Source organism: Lacinutrix himadriensis, assembly GCF_001418105.1.
In the GTDB taxonomy this organism is placed as follows: Bacteria; Bacteroidota; Bacteroidia; order Flavobacteriales; family Flavobacteriaceae; genus Oceanihabitans; species Oceanihabitans himadriense.
The window spans coordinates 455068-472214 of sequence record NZ_LIQI01000027.1 but is presented as its reverse complement, the minus strand read 5'-3'; the positions used below and the strand labels follow the sequence as shown (position 1 = coordinate 472214).

Annotated in this window: 9 protein-coding genes and 3 tRNA genes; 11 read left to right on the top strand and 1 reads right to left on the bottom strand. The window is 34.0% G+C overall.

Annotated features, from left to right (window positions below; all coding sequences use genetic code 11):
- Positions 1-61 precede the first annotated feature (61 nt).
- The 3 genes from AMD28_RS15245 (at position 62) to AMD28_RS15235 (ending at position 359) form a co-directional block, all read left to right on the top strand.
- Positions 62-150, top strand: a tRNA-Ser gene (locus AMD28_RS15245).
- A 31-nt stretch (positions 151-181) separates the two neighbouring features.
- Positions 182-256, top strand: a tRNA-Pro gene (locus tag AMD28_RS15240).
- 29 nt (positions 257-285) lie between these two features.
- A tRNA-Arg gene (locus AMD28_RS15235) sits at positions 286-359 on the top strand.
- A 228-nt stretch (positions 360-587) separates the two neighbouring features.
- On the opposite strand, the gene AMD28_RS15230 is transcribed toward AMD28_RS15235, so the two are convergent.
- Entirely contained in the window at positions 588-2225 is a 1638-nt protein-coding gene (locus tag AMD28_RS15230; protein WP_161804644.1) for a hypothetical protein, read from the bottom strand.
- 602 nt (positions 2226-2827) lie between these two features.
- Between AMD28_RS15230 and AMD28_RS15225 the strand changes: the two genes are divergently transcribed.
- From AMD28_RS15225 to AMD28_RS19110, 8 genes are all read left to right on the top strand, one after another.
- Positions 2828-5887, top strand: a complete 3060-nt coding sequence (locus tag AMD28_RS15225) for a T9SS-dependent choice-of-anchor J family protein (RefSeq protein WP_055444981.1) — start codon at positions 2828-2830, stop codon at positions 5885-5887.
- A gap of 115 nt (positions 5888-6002) precedes the next feature.
- The gene (locus AMD28_RS15220; RefSeq protein ID WP_055444980.1) at positions 6003-10019 is read left to right on the top strand and encodes a choice-of-anchor L domain-containing protein; all 4017 of its coding nucleotides are present in this window, start codon (positions 6003-6005) and stop codon (positions 10017-10019) included.
- 17 nt (positions 10020-10036) lie between these two features.
- Complete coding sequence (locus AMD28_RS15215; RefSeq protein WP_055444979.1) at positions 10037-10942, top strand: PorP/SprF family type IX secretion system membrane protein; 906 nt, start codon at positions 10037-10039, stop codon at positions 10940-10942.
- Positions 10943-10962: 20 nt separating this feature from the next.
- Positions 10963-12858 carry an OmpA family protein gene (locus AMD28_RS15210; protein ID WP_055444978.1) on the top strand — a complete coding sequence of 632 codons (1896 nt, stop codon included), beginning with the start codon at positions 10963-10965 and terminating at the stop codon, positions 12856-12858.
- A 133-nt stretch (positions 12859-12991) separates the two neighbouring features.
- The gene (locus AMD28_RS19180; protein WP_055444977.1) at positions 12992-13195 is read left to right on the top strand and encodes a hypothetical protein; all 204 of its coding nucleotides are present in this window, start codon (positions 12992-12994) and stop codon (positions 13193-13195) included.
- Positions 13196-13209: 14 nt separating this feature from the next.
- Positions 13210-14973, top strand: coding sequence for a choice-of-anchor L domain-containing protein (locus tag AMD28_RS18945; RefSeq protein WP_241492530.1), 1764 nt, complete (start codon positions 13210-13212; stop codon positions 14971-14973).
- A gap of 308 nt (positions 14974-15281) precedes the next feature.
- Positions 15282-16586 carry a hypothetical protein gene (locus AMD28_RS18940; protein ID WP_055444975.1) on the top strand — a complete coding sequence of 435 codons (1305 nt, stop codon included), beginning with the start codon at positions 15282-15284 and terminating at the stop codon, positions 16584-16586.
- The gene (locus AMD28_RS19110) at positions 16580-17140 is read left to right on the top strand and encodes a T9SS type B sorting domain-containing protein (RefSeq protein ID WP_338035244.1); all 561 of its coding nucleotides are present in this window, start codon (positions 16580-16582) and stop codon (positions 17138-17140) included. The genes AMD28_RS18940 and AMD28_RS19110 overlap by 7 nt, the downstream gene beginning before the upstream one ends.
- Positions 17141-17147 lie beyond the last annotated feature (7 nt).

Below are 17147 nucleotides of genomic sequence, written 5' to 3'. Positions count from 1 at the left end.
GATGTCTTACATTTGCATCCGCGTTGAAATACAAACGCAATAGTTCTTAAACAAAATTAACGGAGAGGTGCCTGAGTGGCCGAAAGGAACGGTTTGCTAAATCGTCGTAGGTGGCAACACTTACCCAGGGTTCGAATCCCTGTCTCTCCGCAATTTTTTTTATTGTAAATTGATAATCACTCGGGGTGTAGCGTAGCCCGGTTATCGCGCCACGTTTGGGACGTGGAGGCCGCAGGTTCGAATCCTGCCACCCCGACACTGTTTTCGTAGAAACATAAAATCTACGGGCTCTTAGCTCAGCTGGATAGAGCACCTCCCTTCTAAGGAGGCGGTCTCAGGTTCGAATCCTGAAGGGCTCACTTAAAGCTTCACAGAAATGTGAGGCTTTTTTGTTTTTATACCGTTTGTAATATCTCACAGAGGTTTTAAAGGGAAACCAATGCTTCAAAAGGATTCATTGTATACTATAATGTATGCCATTATAGATACACTATTCATAAAATCATGAAACAAAAACTTTATTTCTGCATTTATTAATAAAAATGAGGAATACCGTATCATATATAGATTAGTTAAACGAATTAAAATTACTCTTCGGATAGTTCATCTAAGAAGATTTTAATAGAAACTTCTGCAGGTATTCCTAGTTTCTTTTTTAATCTACTTCTAGCAACTTTTACAGTATCAGGGGTTACATTTAAGATAATAGCGGTTTCTTTTATGGATAAATTTAATTTGGTTAGTAGGCAATACCTTATTTGCGTATCGGAGAGATTAGGATATTTACTAATTAATGTCTGTGTCATGGTAGGATATTCAGATTCAATTCTTTTTGTAATAATAGACATATCCGAAGCAGACCTAATGAGATCATTTATTTTATGTTTTGCTTTTTCCAGTTTAGGAATATTGGGTTTCTTAATTTCGTCTAGTTCATTCTTTATAGAAGTTAGGGTTTCTAGTCGCTGTGATAATGCAATGGCAGAAGCTTCCAGTTCATTTTCACGAAGTGTAATTCTTTCTTCAAGTAATTTTTTTTCGTTACTTTTTAAAACTTCTATTACTTTTTCTCCTTTTTTATATTTTCTAAAAATAAGTACACTACCAAGTAATAAAATAATACTAATTAAAGTTGCACTAATACTATAAAGATAAAGTTTTTGTTTTTTATTTTTTTCTTCTAATAACTTTACATTAAAAAGTATTTCTTGACTCTTTTGTTTTTCATTTAACAATTTTACATTAGAATCTACATAGTTGGTTACTGCTTTTTTTTCATTTGCACGTATGCTATCTAGTAACTCGTTTTTTTTCTCATGCATCTCAATTGCATCTAGGTATTGTTTGTTTTCTGTATAATACAATGCGAGTCTTTCATACGTATCCTTTCTAGTTTCTAAGCCTTTAGAATATGGCAAAGCTTCTTTTCTATAAGCTATAGCTTTTTGGATGTCACCAATTGCATGATAGTAAGTACTTAAATTTGCCGTATTATTAAAAATTAATTGATGAGGCTTGTTTTTAATACAATATTCTCTAACCACTAAAGCAGAGTCAATAGCCTTTTGTTTATCACCTAGTCGAAAATAGTCATTAGCTAGTTTGTTTTTAGTCCACCAAAAATTAGCAGTGTCTTTATTCTTTATCGTTAATTTTAAAATTTCTTGATGTATGGGAAAACTTTTCTCAGGCATTTTTTTATGCACATAATTTGAAGATATATTACTAAGGAGCCTATCTTTTGTGAAATACCCAATATTTGTTGTATCCTTTAAAAGCGGAGTTAGTACTTCTAACGCTTTATCATATTGGAGTTTTTGATAATAAATTTCAGAAATGGAGATGTAGTACCCCATAGATAATTTAATATCTCCTTTAGGAATTAAAGGAAAAACTTTAAAATAACTTTCTAAGCCTTGTTCTGGTAAACCAAAAGCATTAGCCAAGAGTTGACCTTTGTTTAAGTAATATTGAGGAAGTTGTAAAGCTTTAATTACTAAGGTATCATTTTGTTGGTTAATCCTTTCTATTTTTGTCTCAAAAAGATCGGCGTAATATAAAACACTATCTAATTCCGATTTTGTGCTTGTACCGTGATACCACATTAATGACTTATAGGCAAAGGCTATTCCTTTATCATAATTAGTATTAAGAGATTGCCTAAGTGTTTTGTGATATATTATATACGATTCTCGCGAGCTTTTTCCATAATATGCTTTTTGCAAACTATCTAATTCTTTTATAGAGATTAGGCCTTCTTTGTTTTGCCCATAACATGTATTGCAAAAAAATATAATTAGAAAAAACGTACTTAGACTTTTTATGATATTTAAAAACATGATGTATTCAAAACTTTATTAATTATCGGATATAAATTCCCTTCTGCTTAAAGAAGAAAACCTACAATATATATAAGTATTCTTAATTTATTTGTGATTTTACCTAAGAATATTTGTGCTTATAAACGATTCTTTTGAGGATTAATTGCAGTCTGTATTTTCACCAAACCTTGTTATATTTTTTAGAATTTACTAAAAATAGCGACCATTATTTAGATAGATGTTAGCATTTAAAGCCTCTTTTTTTTTTTTTTTTTGTCTTTTCTACTCTTATTTATTTTTAATGCTAAATGTTATTAAGTCTATTAATCAGCAACTTACTTGTTTTTTATGTGCTTGATTACCTTTTGATAACCCCTAAATATAGGTGGAATTAAAGATAATGTTCAATTTTATAAGCACAATAAGTTTAATAATTAATCCACTTTAATTAAAAAGCGGATTTTTTTGAAACTATTTAAATACTAACTTTTTTAATTCCAAACTTTATGAAAAAAAATACTTTATTATTAGTACTGCTAATTGCTTATTGTTGGCAATCTAATGCGCAGTTTACAGAAAGCTTTGAAGCAGGAATACCTGCGACTTGGACTATATTAGATGAGGCAAGTAGTTCTGCTTGGGTGTGGGATGATTCTCCATCTGGTGATGGTGCACAAGATGGTGCTGCTATTGCAAGTATTGGATCTAATAGTGATAGTGCTAACGATGATTATTTAATTACACCTCCAATTATAGTAAGTGCGGAATTAAATGATAGACTATCCTTTTATGTACGTTCAAGAAGTGGTGGTTTTTTAGAATCTTATGAAGTATTGTTGTCAACAACAACAGCAACAGCGGTAGATTTCTCTACGGTGTTACAGGTAGAAAGCGAAGCTCCTGGAGAATGGACTAAACTTACTTTCAATTTAACAGCATATATTGGTCAGTCTGTTTATGTAGCGGTAAGAGCTAAATCATATAGCGAATGGGAATTGTATGTGGATAATTTTGTAAACGATACATTTCCTGCATGTAGAGAGCCTTTAGATTTTGCAGTAACAAATATTTCTAATACAACAGCAGGTTTAGAATGGACGGAAGATGGTACAGCTACTTCTTGGAGTATAGAAATAGTGGATGTAACTGCTGGCGAAGCCGTAACAGGTGTTGCTACTCTTAGTGCGGTTACTAATCCATATACAGTAACTGGTTTAACTCCTAATAACGATTATGAATTTTATGTACAAGCAGACTGTGGCGTTGACGGACCATCTGTTTGGGTAGGACCAGCTTCTGTTACTACTGCATGTGATGCTTTTATAGCACCTTATTTAGAAAATTTCGATAATGCTGGTACAATACCAAACTGTTGGTTGGTCTCTAGTGATTCAGGAGAAGAAGATTGGTTTTTTAGTGACTCTGGACCAAGTCATGTTGGAACTGATGGAACAATATCAGGAAGTACATTATCAAATGGTTACTATGCTGCTTGTGATGCTACAAGTGACCATGGTCCTAGATATTTACTAAGTCCTTTTGTTGATGTAAGTATACTTACCGCTCCAGAATTACGATTTTACGAGATAAGTGATGCAGAAGATTCAGATAACGCACAATTAGATGTGGAAGTTTGGGATGGTACTACATGGAATCTAATGGCAACGTATAATACCAATACAATAGGTTGGGAGTTAAAAATAATTGATATAAGTGGTTTAACATTTACAGGAGCAGCACAAGCTAGATTTACATTTTCGGAACCTTTAGGAGGTGGAGATGATGATATCGCTATTGATGATGTAACTTTTGATAACACTATAGCATGTCCAACACCTACTGCATTAAATATAATAAACATTTCTAATACAACAGCAGATTTAACATGGACGGAGAATGGGGCAGCTACCTCTTGGAATATTGAAATTGTAGATGTAACAGCAGGAGGATCTGTAACAGGTACTGCAACAACTACAGGTGTTTCAAACCCCTATATGTTAACCGGGCTATTACCTAATAATGAATACGGATTTTACGTACAGGCAGATTGTGGTGTTACTGATGGAACTTCTTTTTGGTTAGGGCCAATGCTATTTACTACAAATTGTGATGCTTTTACTGCTCCTTATACAGAAGGTTTTGATAATGGTGGAGCTATACCAGATTGTTGGAGTATGTCAAGTGATTCTGGAGAGGAAGAATGGTTCTTTGAAACGTCAGGATTAGGACATGTTGGTGATGGTGGTACAATAACGGGAAGTACTTCCTCAAATGGCTATTATGCCGCTTGTGATGCATCAGGAGATCATGGACCTAGATATTTAGTAAGTCCATTGGTAGATGTAAGTACACTTGCAACACCAGTATTAAGTTTTTATGAATTAAGTAATTCTGAAGATTCTGAAAACGCACAATTAGATGTAGAAGTTTGGGATGGAGCAACTTGGAATCTTATGGCTATGTATAATACGGATACAACTGGTTGGCAATTAAAGATAATAGACATTAGTGGCTTAACTTTTACAGGAGCTGCTCAAGCTCGATTTACGTTTTCTGAAGTTATTGCTCCAGGTGATTATGATGATGATTTAGCAATTGATGATGTTACTTTTGAAGAGGCTCCTGCATGTATACCACCAACAACACTTGCTGCAACAAATATTACTACTACAACTGCCGATTTAAGTTGGGTTAGTAATGCTGCGTCTTGGAACTTGGAAGTTATAGATATTACTGCAGGAGAAACGGCTACTGGAGTGGCTACAATAACAGGAGCTTCAACTCCTTATAACCTTACAGGTTTAACAGATGATAATAATTATGAGTTTTATCTACAAACAGATTGTGGTGTAGATGGCGCTTCTATGTGGGTTGGTCCATATCCGTTTGCTACAACAATTATACCGCCATCTTGCGGTGGTAACTTTTTAGATACAGGAGGAAGTACAGGTTTCTATTCAAGCTCAGAGTTCACAACAACAACCATACTTCCAGATGCTGCTGGTGATGCAGTTACTATTACGTTTTCTTTCGTTGATTTAGAAGCAGATGATTTAGATTCTGGTGAACAAGGTGGTTGTTATGATTACTTAACTATTTATAATGGTCCAGATAATACATACCCAGTATTGGCGCAAACATTATGTGGTCAAGAAAGTGGTGAGGGAACAATGCCTTCTGTTTCTACAAGCGAACTTCATGTAGGTGACGCTTATACTTCTACAGATGCTTCAGGTGCACTAACTATTGAGTTTAGTTCTGATGGAGGCGTTGAATATGGCGGATGGGAAGCTTCCATAACGTGTTCTGCTTTAAGTATTGATGACGTGGTAAATGAAATTCCATTCACTTACTATCCTAACCCTGTTAAAAATAAACTAACCTTAAACGCGAAGCAAACGATTGAAAACGTCGATGTATTTAACATGCTAGGACAACAGGTAATGCATGCGAAACCAAACACCGTTACTAGTGAATTAGATTTATCTACTTTACAAACGGGGCCTTATTTTGTAAAAGTGACTATTGGAAATAGTATTAAAACTATAAGAGTAATTAAACATTAAATGTCATTGAAAATGGATAAAAGAAAGTCACTGATTTTATTGGTGGCTTATCTTTTAATCAACCTTTAAAATATGATAAATGATGTTATTTCTGTTCAATTAATAAAAAAATGAAATGAAAAATTTAATCCTAACATGTAACTTAATACTTGTGTGCTTACTATATAACACAACAGCTTTAAGTCAAACAATAAACCCTCCAGTAGGTGTCACTTGTCCTTCTAATAACAGCTCTTTTGTTTTTACAGCAGAGTTTGATGATTTTAATGGTTGGACAGGAGATTTAACAAATACAAATGATGGTGGGCATTGGGAAGTGCCAGGTAATGCAAATAGTTCGGGTACAGGACCAGATGCGGCATATAGTGGTGGTAATTATATGAATTATGAAGCTTCTGGTAATGCACATCTTTTATTTGCTTCAGCAGTAACTCCAGTTATTGATCTTACTACTGCAACAGATGAAGCAGAGCTTTCTTTTTATATGCATGCCTATGGAGAAGGTATGGGGACTTTTGAGGTTGGAATTTCTAATACCGTTTCTGGTCCATTTACAAATTTGTTTAGATGGACAGGTCAATTACAAACTTCTGGTGCTGAAGATTGGGTGCCTGTAGGTGTTAATTTAAATGCTTATTTAGGTCAATCCATTTATTTGGAATTTAAACATACAAGAACAGATAATTATAGAGGCGACATGTCTATTGACTTAGTACGTGTGGAGACTTGTGGTACATTTTGTATTTCTCCTACAATATCTGTGGATGGAGTAGATGCTGATGACGCTAGTGCATCTGTAGATTTTTCTTGGATTGCAAATGATACCGAAAGTTCTTGGGAGTATGTAGTGCAACCAGAAGGAACCGGTATTCCAATATCTGGTACAACATCTTTGGTACAAAACATTACAGAAAGCGGATTGCTATTTGGTGAAAACTATGAAGTATATGTAAGAGCAAATTGTACCAATGGGAATAGTATTTGGGGAGGCCCTTTGTTTTTTACAACACCAGCAAAAACCGATTATATAATTGATTGTAGTGCAGGTCCATTAAGCGAAACCATGTGTTATGGTGATGATGGAGTTGTAGATCCAGAAATATTTACATTTACTAGTACAGATGGTACGCCATTAACATTGAATTTTTATTCTGGAAATATAGATTATGGTTGGGATCCACTAGTTGTTATAGATACAGATGGAACTTATATTGTAGCTTATGAAGATTATTTTTTCGGGAATGAAGGTGATCTTTCCGGGTTTTCTTATACATCTACAGGAGACACCATATCTTTTTATGTTGCTTCAGATGATTTTACACCTAGTAGTTGCGCTAATGGAGATGCGCCTATGTCTGGTGGTATTACTTATACGGTTGCTTGTGCAACGTGTACCAATTCAGAAGCGACACATACCATTATTGATGATTGTGATAATGGTAGCCAGTTTTTAGTAGATGTGCATGTAACATCCTTAGGTAGTGCTACATCGCTAACATTATCTAATAATATAGATTCAAATACAACGACAATTAACACTATTGGTACCTATCAAATTGGTCCATTTCCTTTCTTTACAGATGTGGTATATACATTAAATAACAACCAAGATGCTAATTGTGTTTTTAATAGTTTACCACTATTTATTAGAGATTGCCTTCCAGAGAATGATGAATGCGACAATGCGACAATAGTAACTGTAAATACAGACCAAACGTGTACCGAGTTGGCTTATGGTACCATTTTATCTGCAACACCTTCTAATGTTCCTGCTGCTTCTTGTGATGGGGATTCCGATGATGATGTTTGGTTTCAGTTTATAGCGATACAGGACACCCAAATAATAGAGTTGGTGAATATTGTTGAAAATGATATTTCATCTGGTCTTAATCATTCGGTTTATGAAGGAGATTGTGGTAGTCTTAATGAGTTATATTGTTCTGATTCTGCAGCTAGTATAACACCACAATTAGTTATTGGAGATACGTACTTTATTAGAATATTTTCAGAAGGTTTAAATGATGAAGATGTAACTTTCGATTTATGTATTAAACCTGGTTTTAATAATATACAAGTAAGTGATGATTCACATACCGTAGAAGAATTAGTACAGAATGTTTTATTTGGTAGTGAATGTGCGCAAGTATCTAACATTACTTTTTCAACAGGTATTAGTTTTAATGATACGCAACCAAACGGTATTGGTTACTTTACCATGGAAGGTGAAGGTTTTCCTTTTGCCGAAGGTCTTTTATTGAGTACAGGACATGCAATCGAGGCTACTGGCCCAAATAGTTTGTTCATCAGTTCAGGAGGATCTTCATGGCCTGGAGATACCGATTTAAATGATAATTTAGGAGTGTCTTCAAGAAATGCTACGATAATCGAGTTTGATTTTGTGCCATTAGCTTCTAATATGAGTTTCGATTTTTTAATGGCATCAGAGGAATATACGGGAAATACTGGTGCTAATGATGAATGTAACTATTCGGATGCTTTTGCTTTTTTCTTGACAGATTCAGAAGATAACACAACGAATCTTGCTGTTCTTCCTGGTACAACAACACCAATTTTAACAACAAATATTCATCCTCAAAATTTAGCCTGTTCCGCAATTAATGAGGAATATTTTGGAGAGTACATAACAGAGAATTTGCCTCCAATGAATTATAACGGAAGAACTACCGTTTTTACTGCACAATCAGAAGTTATTATAGGAGCATCTTACCATATAAAATTAGTAGTTGCAGATGATAGGGATTCACAATATGATACTGGTATTTTTCTTAAAGCTGGAAGTTTTGATATTGGTGAGCTAAGTCTAGGAGATGATATTACTATTACTGCTGGTACAGCAAGCTGTTCAAATGAACCTGTAATTTTAAATACACAAGCACCAGGTCTTGAACATGTATGGTACAAAGATGGAATTCCTATTACTGGAGAAATAACTTCGATCTTAACTGTAACAGAAGCTGCAGTGTACACGGCGCAAGTAATAATAACAAATCAGTGTATAATTAGTGATGAAATAACCATTGAGTTTTTATCCAAACCAACGTTTAATCCTGCCGAAAATTTAACAACATGCGCAACTAGCAATACAGCAGTATTTAATCTTTCAGATAATGATGCTACTATTTTAGGATCTCAAAATGCATCCGATTATAGCATTACATATTATATATCTGAACTGGATGCTATAGATGGTTTTAATGCATTAGCAACTTCCTATATTAATACATCAAACCCTCAAACTATGCATGCTAGAATAGAAGATAATAGTACCGGATGCTATAGTGTTGGTTCATTTACTATTGCAACTTCCACACCTTCGCATACGGCAGAAAGTATAGATATTATAGAATGTAACTTTAATAATAGTACTGTGGTTAGTTTCGATTTAGAAGCCCATAATGAGAATGTGCTTAATGGTCAAGATGCTTCCGAGTTTAATGTTTCGTATTATACTTCTGAATCAGAAGCTATAGCTGGAACAGGAGCACTTCCAAATATTTATGATAGTTCTGGAGAAACCATATTTGTACGTGTAGAATCTGTTGGCTTATCCGATTGTTATGTTATTAATAGTTTTGATTTAATAATAGGAAATGATCCTGTTACTCATTTTTCTACAGCTATAGATTATCAAATTTGTTCTAATACATCTAGTCCTATAATTTTGGAAGCAATTCCTGAAAACTTTTCGCTATCGGAAGTATCTATTCTTTGGTATCGAGATGGCGGTGTTATAGAAGGAGAAAATGATTTAAGTGTATCTGTATTAGAGGCAGGATTATATGAAATTGAAGTTATGTTTAACGATACTGGATGTATTGGTATTAGTGAACAAACGATTATAGAATTAACCAACTGTGCAATTTCACAAGGTATCTCACCTAATAATGATGGTAAAAATGATTATTTCGATTTAACAGCATATGATGTAAGTCGTTTAGAAATTTATAATAGAAACGGAGCAAAAGTATATTCAAAAACAAGTTATACGAAGGAATGGTTTGGTCAATCCAATAATGGCGATGAACTTCCAGTAGGAACGTATTTCTACGTAATGGAATACCAAGGAAATAAAACCAGAACATCTTGGATATATTTAAATAGAGAAAACTAATTAACTAATTAATTAAAATGAAAAAATTATATATAATTCTCGCATTCTTGTTTGTGCTTCAAATGCAAGCACAACAAGATCCGCAGTACACGCAGTATATGTATAACATGAATGTTGTTAATCCAGCATATGCAGGTTCTTATGAAGGAGTTGCCATTGGTATGCTTTATCGAAGCCAATGGGTTGGATTAGACGGAGCTCCTAAAACAGGAACCTTTGCAATTCATTCTCCAGTTGGTAAAAATGTTGGTTTAGGTTTGTCTCTAATTAGTGATGAGGTTGGGCCAGTAAGAGAAACAAATGCCTATGCAGATTTCTCCTATACGTTACCAATGGGAGCAGAAAATAAATTAGCCTTTGGTATAAAAGCAGGAGCCACATTTCATGATATAGGCTTAAATGATTTAGAATTAACCGATGCAGATGATGACCTTTTTCAAGATATTAATGAAGTAACACCTAATATCGGAGTTGGACTATATTATTATAAACCAAACAAGTATTATATCTCTGCATCTATGCCAAATATTTTAAATGCAACACATTTAGATGCTAACGGTTTAAATATAGGATCAGAAACACAGCATTTATTTGCAGCTGCTGGTTATGTGTTTAATTTATCGGAAAACTTTAAACTAAAGCCACATGCTTTACTAAAAACAGCATTTGATGCGCCTTCTAGTTTCGATGTCAATGCCAATGTATTTATGTATGATATTGTTGAGGTAGGAGTAGGATATCGTTTAGAAGATTCTTTTAGTGGTATGATCAACTTTATGATAACACCGCGTTTAAGAATTGGGTATGCTTATGATGCTATTCAATCTGACTTAAACTATACAACCAGTTCATCGCACGAGGTCTTTATTAATTTCGATATTTCTTTTACTAAAAAAGTATCTCGTTCCCCGCGTTATTTCTAATCCATTAAGCTAAAGATATTATGAAAAATATAAAAATATATATAATCGCACTAGTATGGAGTAGCTTCAGTTTAACTGCTCAAAATAAAGACACAAAAATTGCAGATAAACATTTTGATAAATTTGATTTTGTTGAAGCTATTGCATCCTATACTAAACTAGTTGAAAACGGAAAGGCAGATACTTATGTATATACAAAGTTAGCCGAAGCCAATTATAACATATTTAGTACAACGGAAGCAGAGAAGTGGTATGCAAAAGCATTACAAACATCTCAAGATGCTGAAATGATGTATAACTATTCGCAAATGCTTAAAGCAAATGGAAAATATAGCGATTCTAATACATGGATGCGAAAATTTGCAACAGCGAATCCAAAAGATGATAGAGCTATAGCCTTTGAATCCAACCAAGATTATCTTCCTGGTATCTTAGAAGGCGTTCAACAATATGAAACGAAAAGCTTAAGTTTTAATTCGGAAGCTTCCGATTTTGGTGGAACTTTAAAGAATGGTATTTTATACTTTTCTTCCGCTAGAAATAATGCAAGACGTAATTATGGATGGAATGAAGAGCCTTTCCTAGATATTTATCAAGTTGCAATGTCTAATACGGATAATGCAGAAGCAAAAGCAGTTTCTGGAGATATCAATACCAAATACCATGAAGGATTAGTTGCTTTTAGTCCAGATGGAAATACCATGTATTTTTCACGAGAAAGCTTTTTTGATGGCGTTTATGAAAAAAGAGAAGACTCCAAAACCAAGATAAGCGTTTTACATTTATTCCAAGCGAATAAGGTTGGTGATTCCTGGAAAAACGTAAGCGCACTTCCTTTTAATAAGGATAGCTATTCGGTTAAAAATCCATCGGTAAGTACAGATGGTAAAACATTATATTTTGCTTCCGATATGCCTGGAGGAAAAGGAAAATATGATATTTATAAAGCTGCAATTAAAGAAAATGGCACTTTTGGTACACCAGAAAATCTTGGGGATAAAGTAAATACCGAAGGTCAAGAAATGTTTCCGTTTATGAGTGATAATGGTACGTTATACTTTTCCTCTAATGGACATTTAGGTATTGGCGGATTAGATGTATTCTATACTACAGATTCAGGTGATGTTATTAACGCAGGAATTCCTGTAAATAGTAATGCAGACGATTTAGCTTTTTTTATAAACGAAGAAACTGGCGAAGGTTTTGTGTCTTCTAATAGAGAAGGAGGAATAGGAAGCGATGATATTTATGCTTTAAAGCGTTTAGAACCATGTCTTGTAGCTATAACAACAACGGTTGTAGATAGTGAAACAACTAATCCAATTGCCGAAGCTACTATTACCATTACAGATGCCAAAGGACAAGTAGTTGCAACCGAAAAGACGAATAATAAAGGAGAAGTAGCATATACGGTTCCTTGTGATAATACATTAAATATAACAGCTTCTTATACCGATTATGAAAGTAATACTCTTGATTTTTCTGGAAGTAGCAAAAAAGAAGAATCTATACAACTAAGGTTAAACGCTATTGAAAAAATTATAGTGGAAGATCGTGTAATCTTAAATCCAATATTATTTGATTTTAATAAAGCTAATATAACAGCACAAGGCGCTTTTGAGTTAGATAAGCTTGTATCTATAATGACTAAATATCCAGACATGATAATATCTGCAGAGTCGCATACAGATAGTAGAGGATCTGCGAAGTATAATGAGAAATTATCCAGCAGTAGAGCACAATCCACAATTCAGTATGTCATTTCAAAAGGAATTGCAGCAAATAGAATTACTGGAGTTGGTAAAGGGGAAAGTGATTTAAAAATAAATTGCGGCGCTAAATGTAAAGATGAAGAACATGCAATAAATAGACGTAGTGAGTTTATCATTGTTAGTGGCGGACCAGTAAAAGGTTAAATAGGATATAGTTAGCATGGACGTAGTTGTGTTTTTTGTTGTAATGAAAGTCACGCTATTAGGTGTTTACCTGCGTTTTATTTTAGTATGAGGATAGTTAGCGTATGATAATTTTAAAAAATATTAAAAAGGTATGCATTCAAATATCACTGATGTTTGCAATTGGCAAAAGTTTGAGTTAATAGTGTTTTGTAAGGAGAATCAGCTTTTAACCAAAGGGAGTAAATTAGAATTAACCAATAGAATTAAAAATTTCCTAAGTAATAATGAGTTAAAAAATGAAAAAGACTATTACCACCTTAAAACAAAACGTAGAATCATAAAAAAGATAAATTGAAAATTGAATATATAATGAAAAAGAGTTTTTATTTCATAGCCGTTTTATTTTATACACTAGGGTTTTCTCAAAACATCTCTATGGAAAACGGAACTTTTTATCGATGTGCTACAGATAAATTTTTTGATTCTGGAGGAAATGCAGGTAACTACTCCGATAATGAGAGTTTTACAACCACAATTTGCGCACAAGATCCTAATGATTTTGTAGTAATTAATTTCACAAATTATCTTACGCAACTCAATCAAGATACACTAACTATTTATGATGGAGAGGATACCACAGGAAGTATTATAGGCACGTTTTCTGGAGTAGTTTCTCCCGAAGAAGTTTCTGCTTCCAGTGTTAATATTTCTGGATGTTTAACTTTTGTTTTTACTAGCAACGGATCTGTAAATACCACTGGTTGGGAAGCAGATATTATATGCGTTACACCATGTCAAGATATTATAGCTTCTATAGACAGTACATTACCTGCAATAAATGCATCTGGAGTTGTTGGTATACTAGCGGGAGAATCGGTTGATTTCTCAGGAAGTGCCATTTTTTCAATGGATGGAACAAACGCTACGTATACTTGGGATTTTGGAGATTCAAATACGGCAGCTGGTAATGATGTATCTCATGTTTTTGCTAACGCTGGCACCTATAATGTAACATTAACCGTTACAGATAATAATCCGCAAGGATGTACGGGGGTTACTACCATTACCGTATTTGTATTAGGCCCTAATGTTATTGTAGATTCCGATATGTTTACTCCAGAACAGCTTATAGAAAATGTCTTAGTAGATAACCCTTGTGCATTAGTAAGTAATATTAGATATTCAACAGGTACAAACTTTAGTCCGACAGAACCCAATGGTATCGGTTATTTTTATAGTAATGAAGTGGATTTTCCTTTTCAAGATGGTTTGTTATTAACAACAGGAGACGCTAGCATATCTGGAGGTCCAAATGTTTTTTTAAGTGATGGATCTTCTGCGGTATGGCCAGGCGATACAGATTTAGAGAATGCAACAGGTATCAATTCCAATAATGCAACATATATTGAGTTTGATTTTGTGCCATTAGCCGATAGCATAAGCTTTGACTTTCTTATGGCATCCGAAGAGTATGATATGGGAAATTTTGAATGTAGTTATTCCGATGCATTTGCTTTTTTGTTAGAAGATGATATGAATAATATTACTAATCTAGCAGTATTGCCAAATACAAACACGCCAATTTTAGTTACTAATATTCATCCAGATAACGGAGAAGTTTGTGGTGGTGTAAATGAACAGTATTTTGGCGGGTATACTCCAGATAATAACCCGCCAATTTCTTTTGATGGTAGAACGGTTGTTTTTACTGCCCAAGCTACAGTAGTTCCAGGAGCAAGTTATTCGATAAAACTGGTAATTGCCGATGATCGCGATGGCGGATTTGATTCTGGTGTCTTTCTTAAAGCGGGTAGTTTTGATTTAGGTGGTGATTTAGGTGAAGATATTACTATTGCTGCTGGTACTTCTGAATGTGATGGTGTAGAAATCACATTAGATACTAGAGCACTAACCGCAAATCATATATGGTATTTAGATGGTGTAGTAATTCCAGGAGAAACTGGTTCTACTTTAGATATTAACGAGCAAGGAACGTACACTGTAGATATCATTTTATCTAACGTATGCCAATCTACAGATTCTATTTTTGTAGAATATAAAGCTAGTCCAATAGCAAACACAGCAAATGATTTAAACATATGTGATGATGATGGGATGTCGATTTTGATTTAACCGAAAATGATTCATATATTCTTGGAGGTCAAAATGCTTCCAATTATATAATTAGCTATCACTTTTCAGAGCAGCATGCAATAGATAATATAGATCCTTTACCAATACCATATACTAATGTAAATAACCCTCAAGTTCTCTGGGCTCGTATTGCAGATAATTCGCAAGTATGTTTTGCAACAACAGCATTTAATATAACGGTATCTAATCAGCCAATAATTAACTCAGCATTAGATTTAGAGACATGTGATGATGCTACTAATGATGGTGTCGAAGCATTTGATTTAAGTGTACAAACCACAGATATATTGGGTAGTCAATTATCTACAGATTTTCAAGTGACGTATTATTTAAGTTTTGCTGATGCAGACGCAGGTACAGGAGCATTACCCAATTTATATACTACTACAAACAATTTTGAACCAATCTATGTAAGGGTCGAAAGTATAGCGGATAGTGATTGTTATAATGCCTCGTTAAATTCTGTATTTAATCTAATAGTTAACGAAAAGGCAATCGCAAATGCACCAATAGATATGGTTGTTTGTGATGATTCGAGCAATGATGGTATTGCAACTTTTGATCTAAGTACACAAGAAGCAGAAATATTAGGTACGCAAGATCCAACGGTATTTTATGTTTCTTTTCATGGTAGTTCAACCGATGCTGAAAATAATGCATTTCCATTAGCTACAAATTATACGAATAGTACACCTGGCGTAGAGAGAATATTTGTAAGAGTGGAAGACCCTTTGCATGTAGATTGTTATAGTACTACAAGTTTCGATTTGGTTATAAATGCTTTTCCTATAGCAACGCAACCTAGTCCGTTAAGTCTTTGTGACGATTTAGGAGAAAATCCAGGAAATGAAATTACGGAATTTGATTTAACGTTGAGAGATACCGAAATTACAGGTGGAAATACCAATTGGACAGTTACTTATTATGAAACAGATGCAGACGCTCAAGCGCAAACCAATGCAATTCCAAATCCTACACAATATACCAATACCGCTATTGGTGGCCTTCCTGCTAATCCGCAAACCTTATATATTACCGTTACTAATAATGGTTCAGACTGTGTAGATTTTACAACAATGACCATCCGGGTTTTACCAAACCCAGAAATTAGTGATGTATTGCCAGATTTAGAATTGTGTGATGCTACTAATCCTGGAGATGGAGTAGAGATTTTTAATTTGTTAAGTATAGCAGATGTGGTTGGTCAAACAGCTACCTATCATGAGACAGCAACAGATGCTGATTTAGGAATTAATGCGATAACAGATCCAACACAGTATACAAATACAGAAACACCAGAACAAGAAATCTATGTAAGATTAACTAATGATGCTACAGATTGTTACTCGCTTTCTAGTTTTACAATTCATGTACATGCTTTACCAGATGCTATTACAATAACAGACTTTATTCAATGCGGATTAAGTACAGACACTTTTGATCTTACAAGTAAAGACGATGAGGTTTTAAATGGTCAAAATGCATCACAGTTTATAGTGAGTTATCATGCTAGTTTGGCAGATGCAGAAACAGGAAGTAATAGTTTATCTAGCCCGTATTCTAGCTCTAGCAATCCGCAAGAAATATTGTAAGAATATATGATAATGTTACAGGTTGTATTCTAAGCAGTCAAAGTTTTAATATTTTTAATATTGAAGAAAGTGAACCACCAGTATTAGAGGTTCATTTAGTATCTCAAACTTTCGCTGACAATAATGTTATAGAGGCTATTGCTACAGGTTTAGGCGCATATGAATATAGTTTAGATAATGGCCCATGGCAAGATGAAGGTGTATTTAATAATGTTTCCTCAGGGAATCATGAAGTACAAGCGAGAGATAAAAATGGTTGTGGTATAAGTAGCGAAGAAATATTTGTTTTAGATTATCCATCGTATTTTACCCCAAATGGAGATGGTTTTAATGACACTTGGAATATTGAAGGAATTGGAAACAGTGCAATAATTTACATATTTGATCGCTACGGAAAGTTAATAAAACAAATGAATCCATCAGGTTCTGGTTGGGATGGTGTTTTTAACGGAAATAGGATGCCAACAAGTGATTATTGGTTTACCGTAGAATACAAGGATCCAATAACAGGTAATAGAGGGAAATTCACATCTCATTTTACTTTAAAACGATAAATTTAAA

Excerpts from the sequence above, each read along its gene's own strand:
- AMD28_RS19180 (WP_055444977.1), top strand. The coding sequence starts at position 12,992 with ATGCATTCAAATATCACTGATGTTTGCAATTGGCAAAAGTTTGAGTTA.
- AMD28_RS15225 (WP_055444981.1), top strand. The coding sequence starts at position 2,828 with ATGAAAAAAAATACTTTATTATTAGTACTGCTAATTGCTTATTGTTGG.
- AMD28_RS15220 (WP_055444980.1), top strand. The coding sequence starts at position 6,003 with ATGAAAAATTTAATCCTAACATGTAACTTAATACTTGTGTGCTTACTA.
- AMD28_RS18945 (WP_241492530.1), top strand. The coding sequence starts at position 13,210 with ATGAAAAAGAGTTTTTATTTCATAGCCGTTTTATTTTATACACTAGGG.
- AMD28_RS15215 (WP_055444979.1), top strand. The coding sequence starts at position 10,037 with ATGAAAAAATTATATATAATTCTCGCATTCTTGTTTGTGCTTCAAATG.
- AMD28_RS15210 (WP_055444978.1), top strand. The coding sequence starts at position 10,963 with ATGAAAAATATAAAAATATATATAATCGCACTAGTATGGAGTAGCTTC.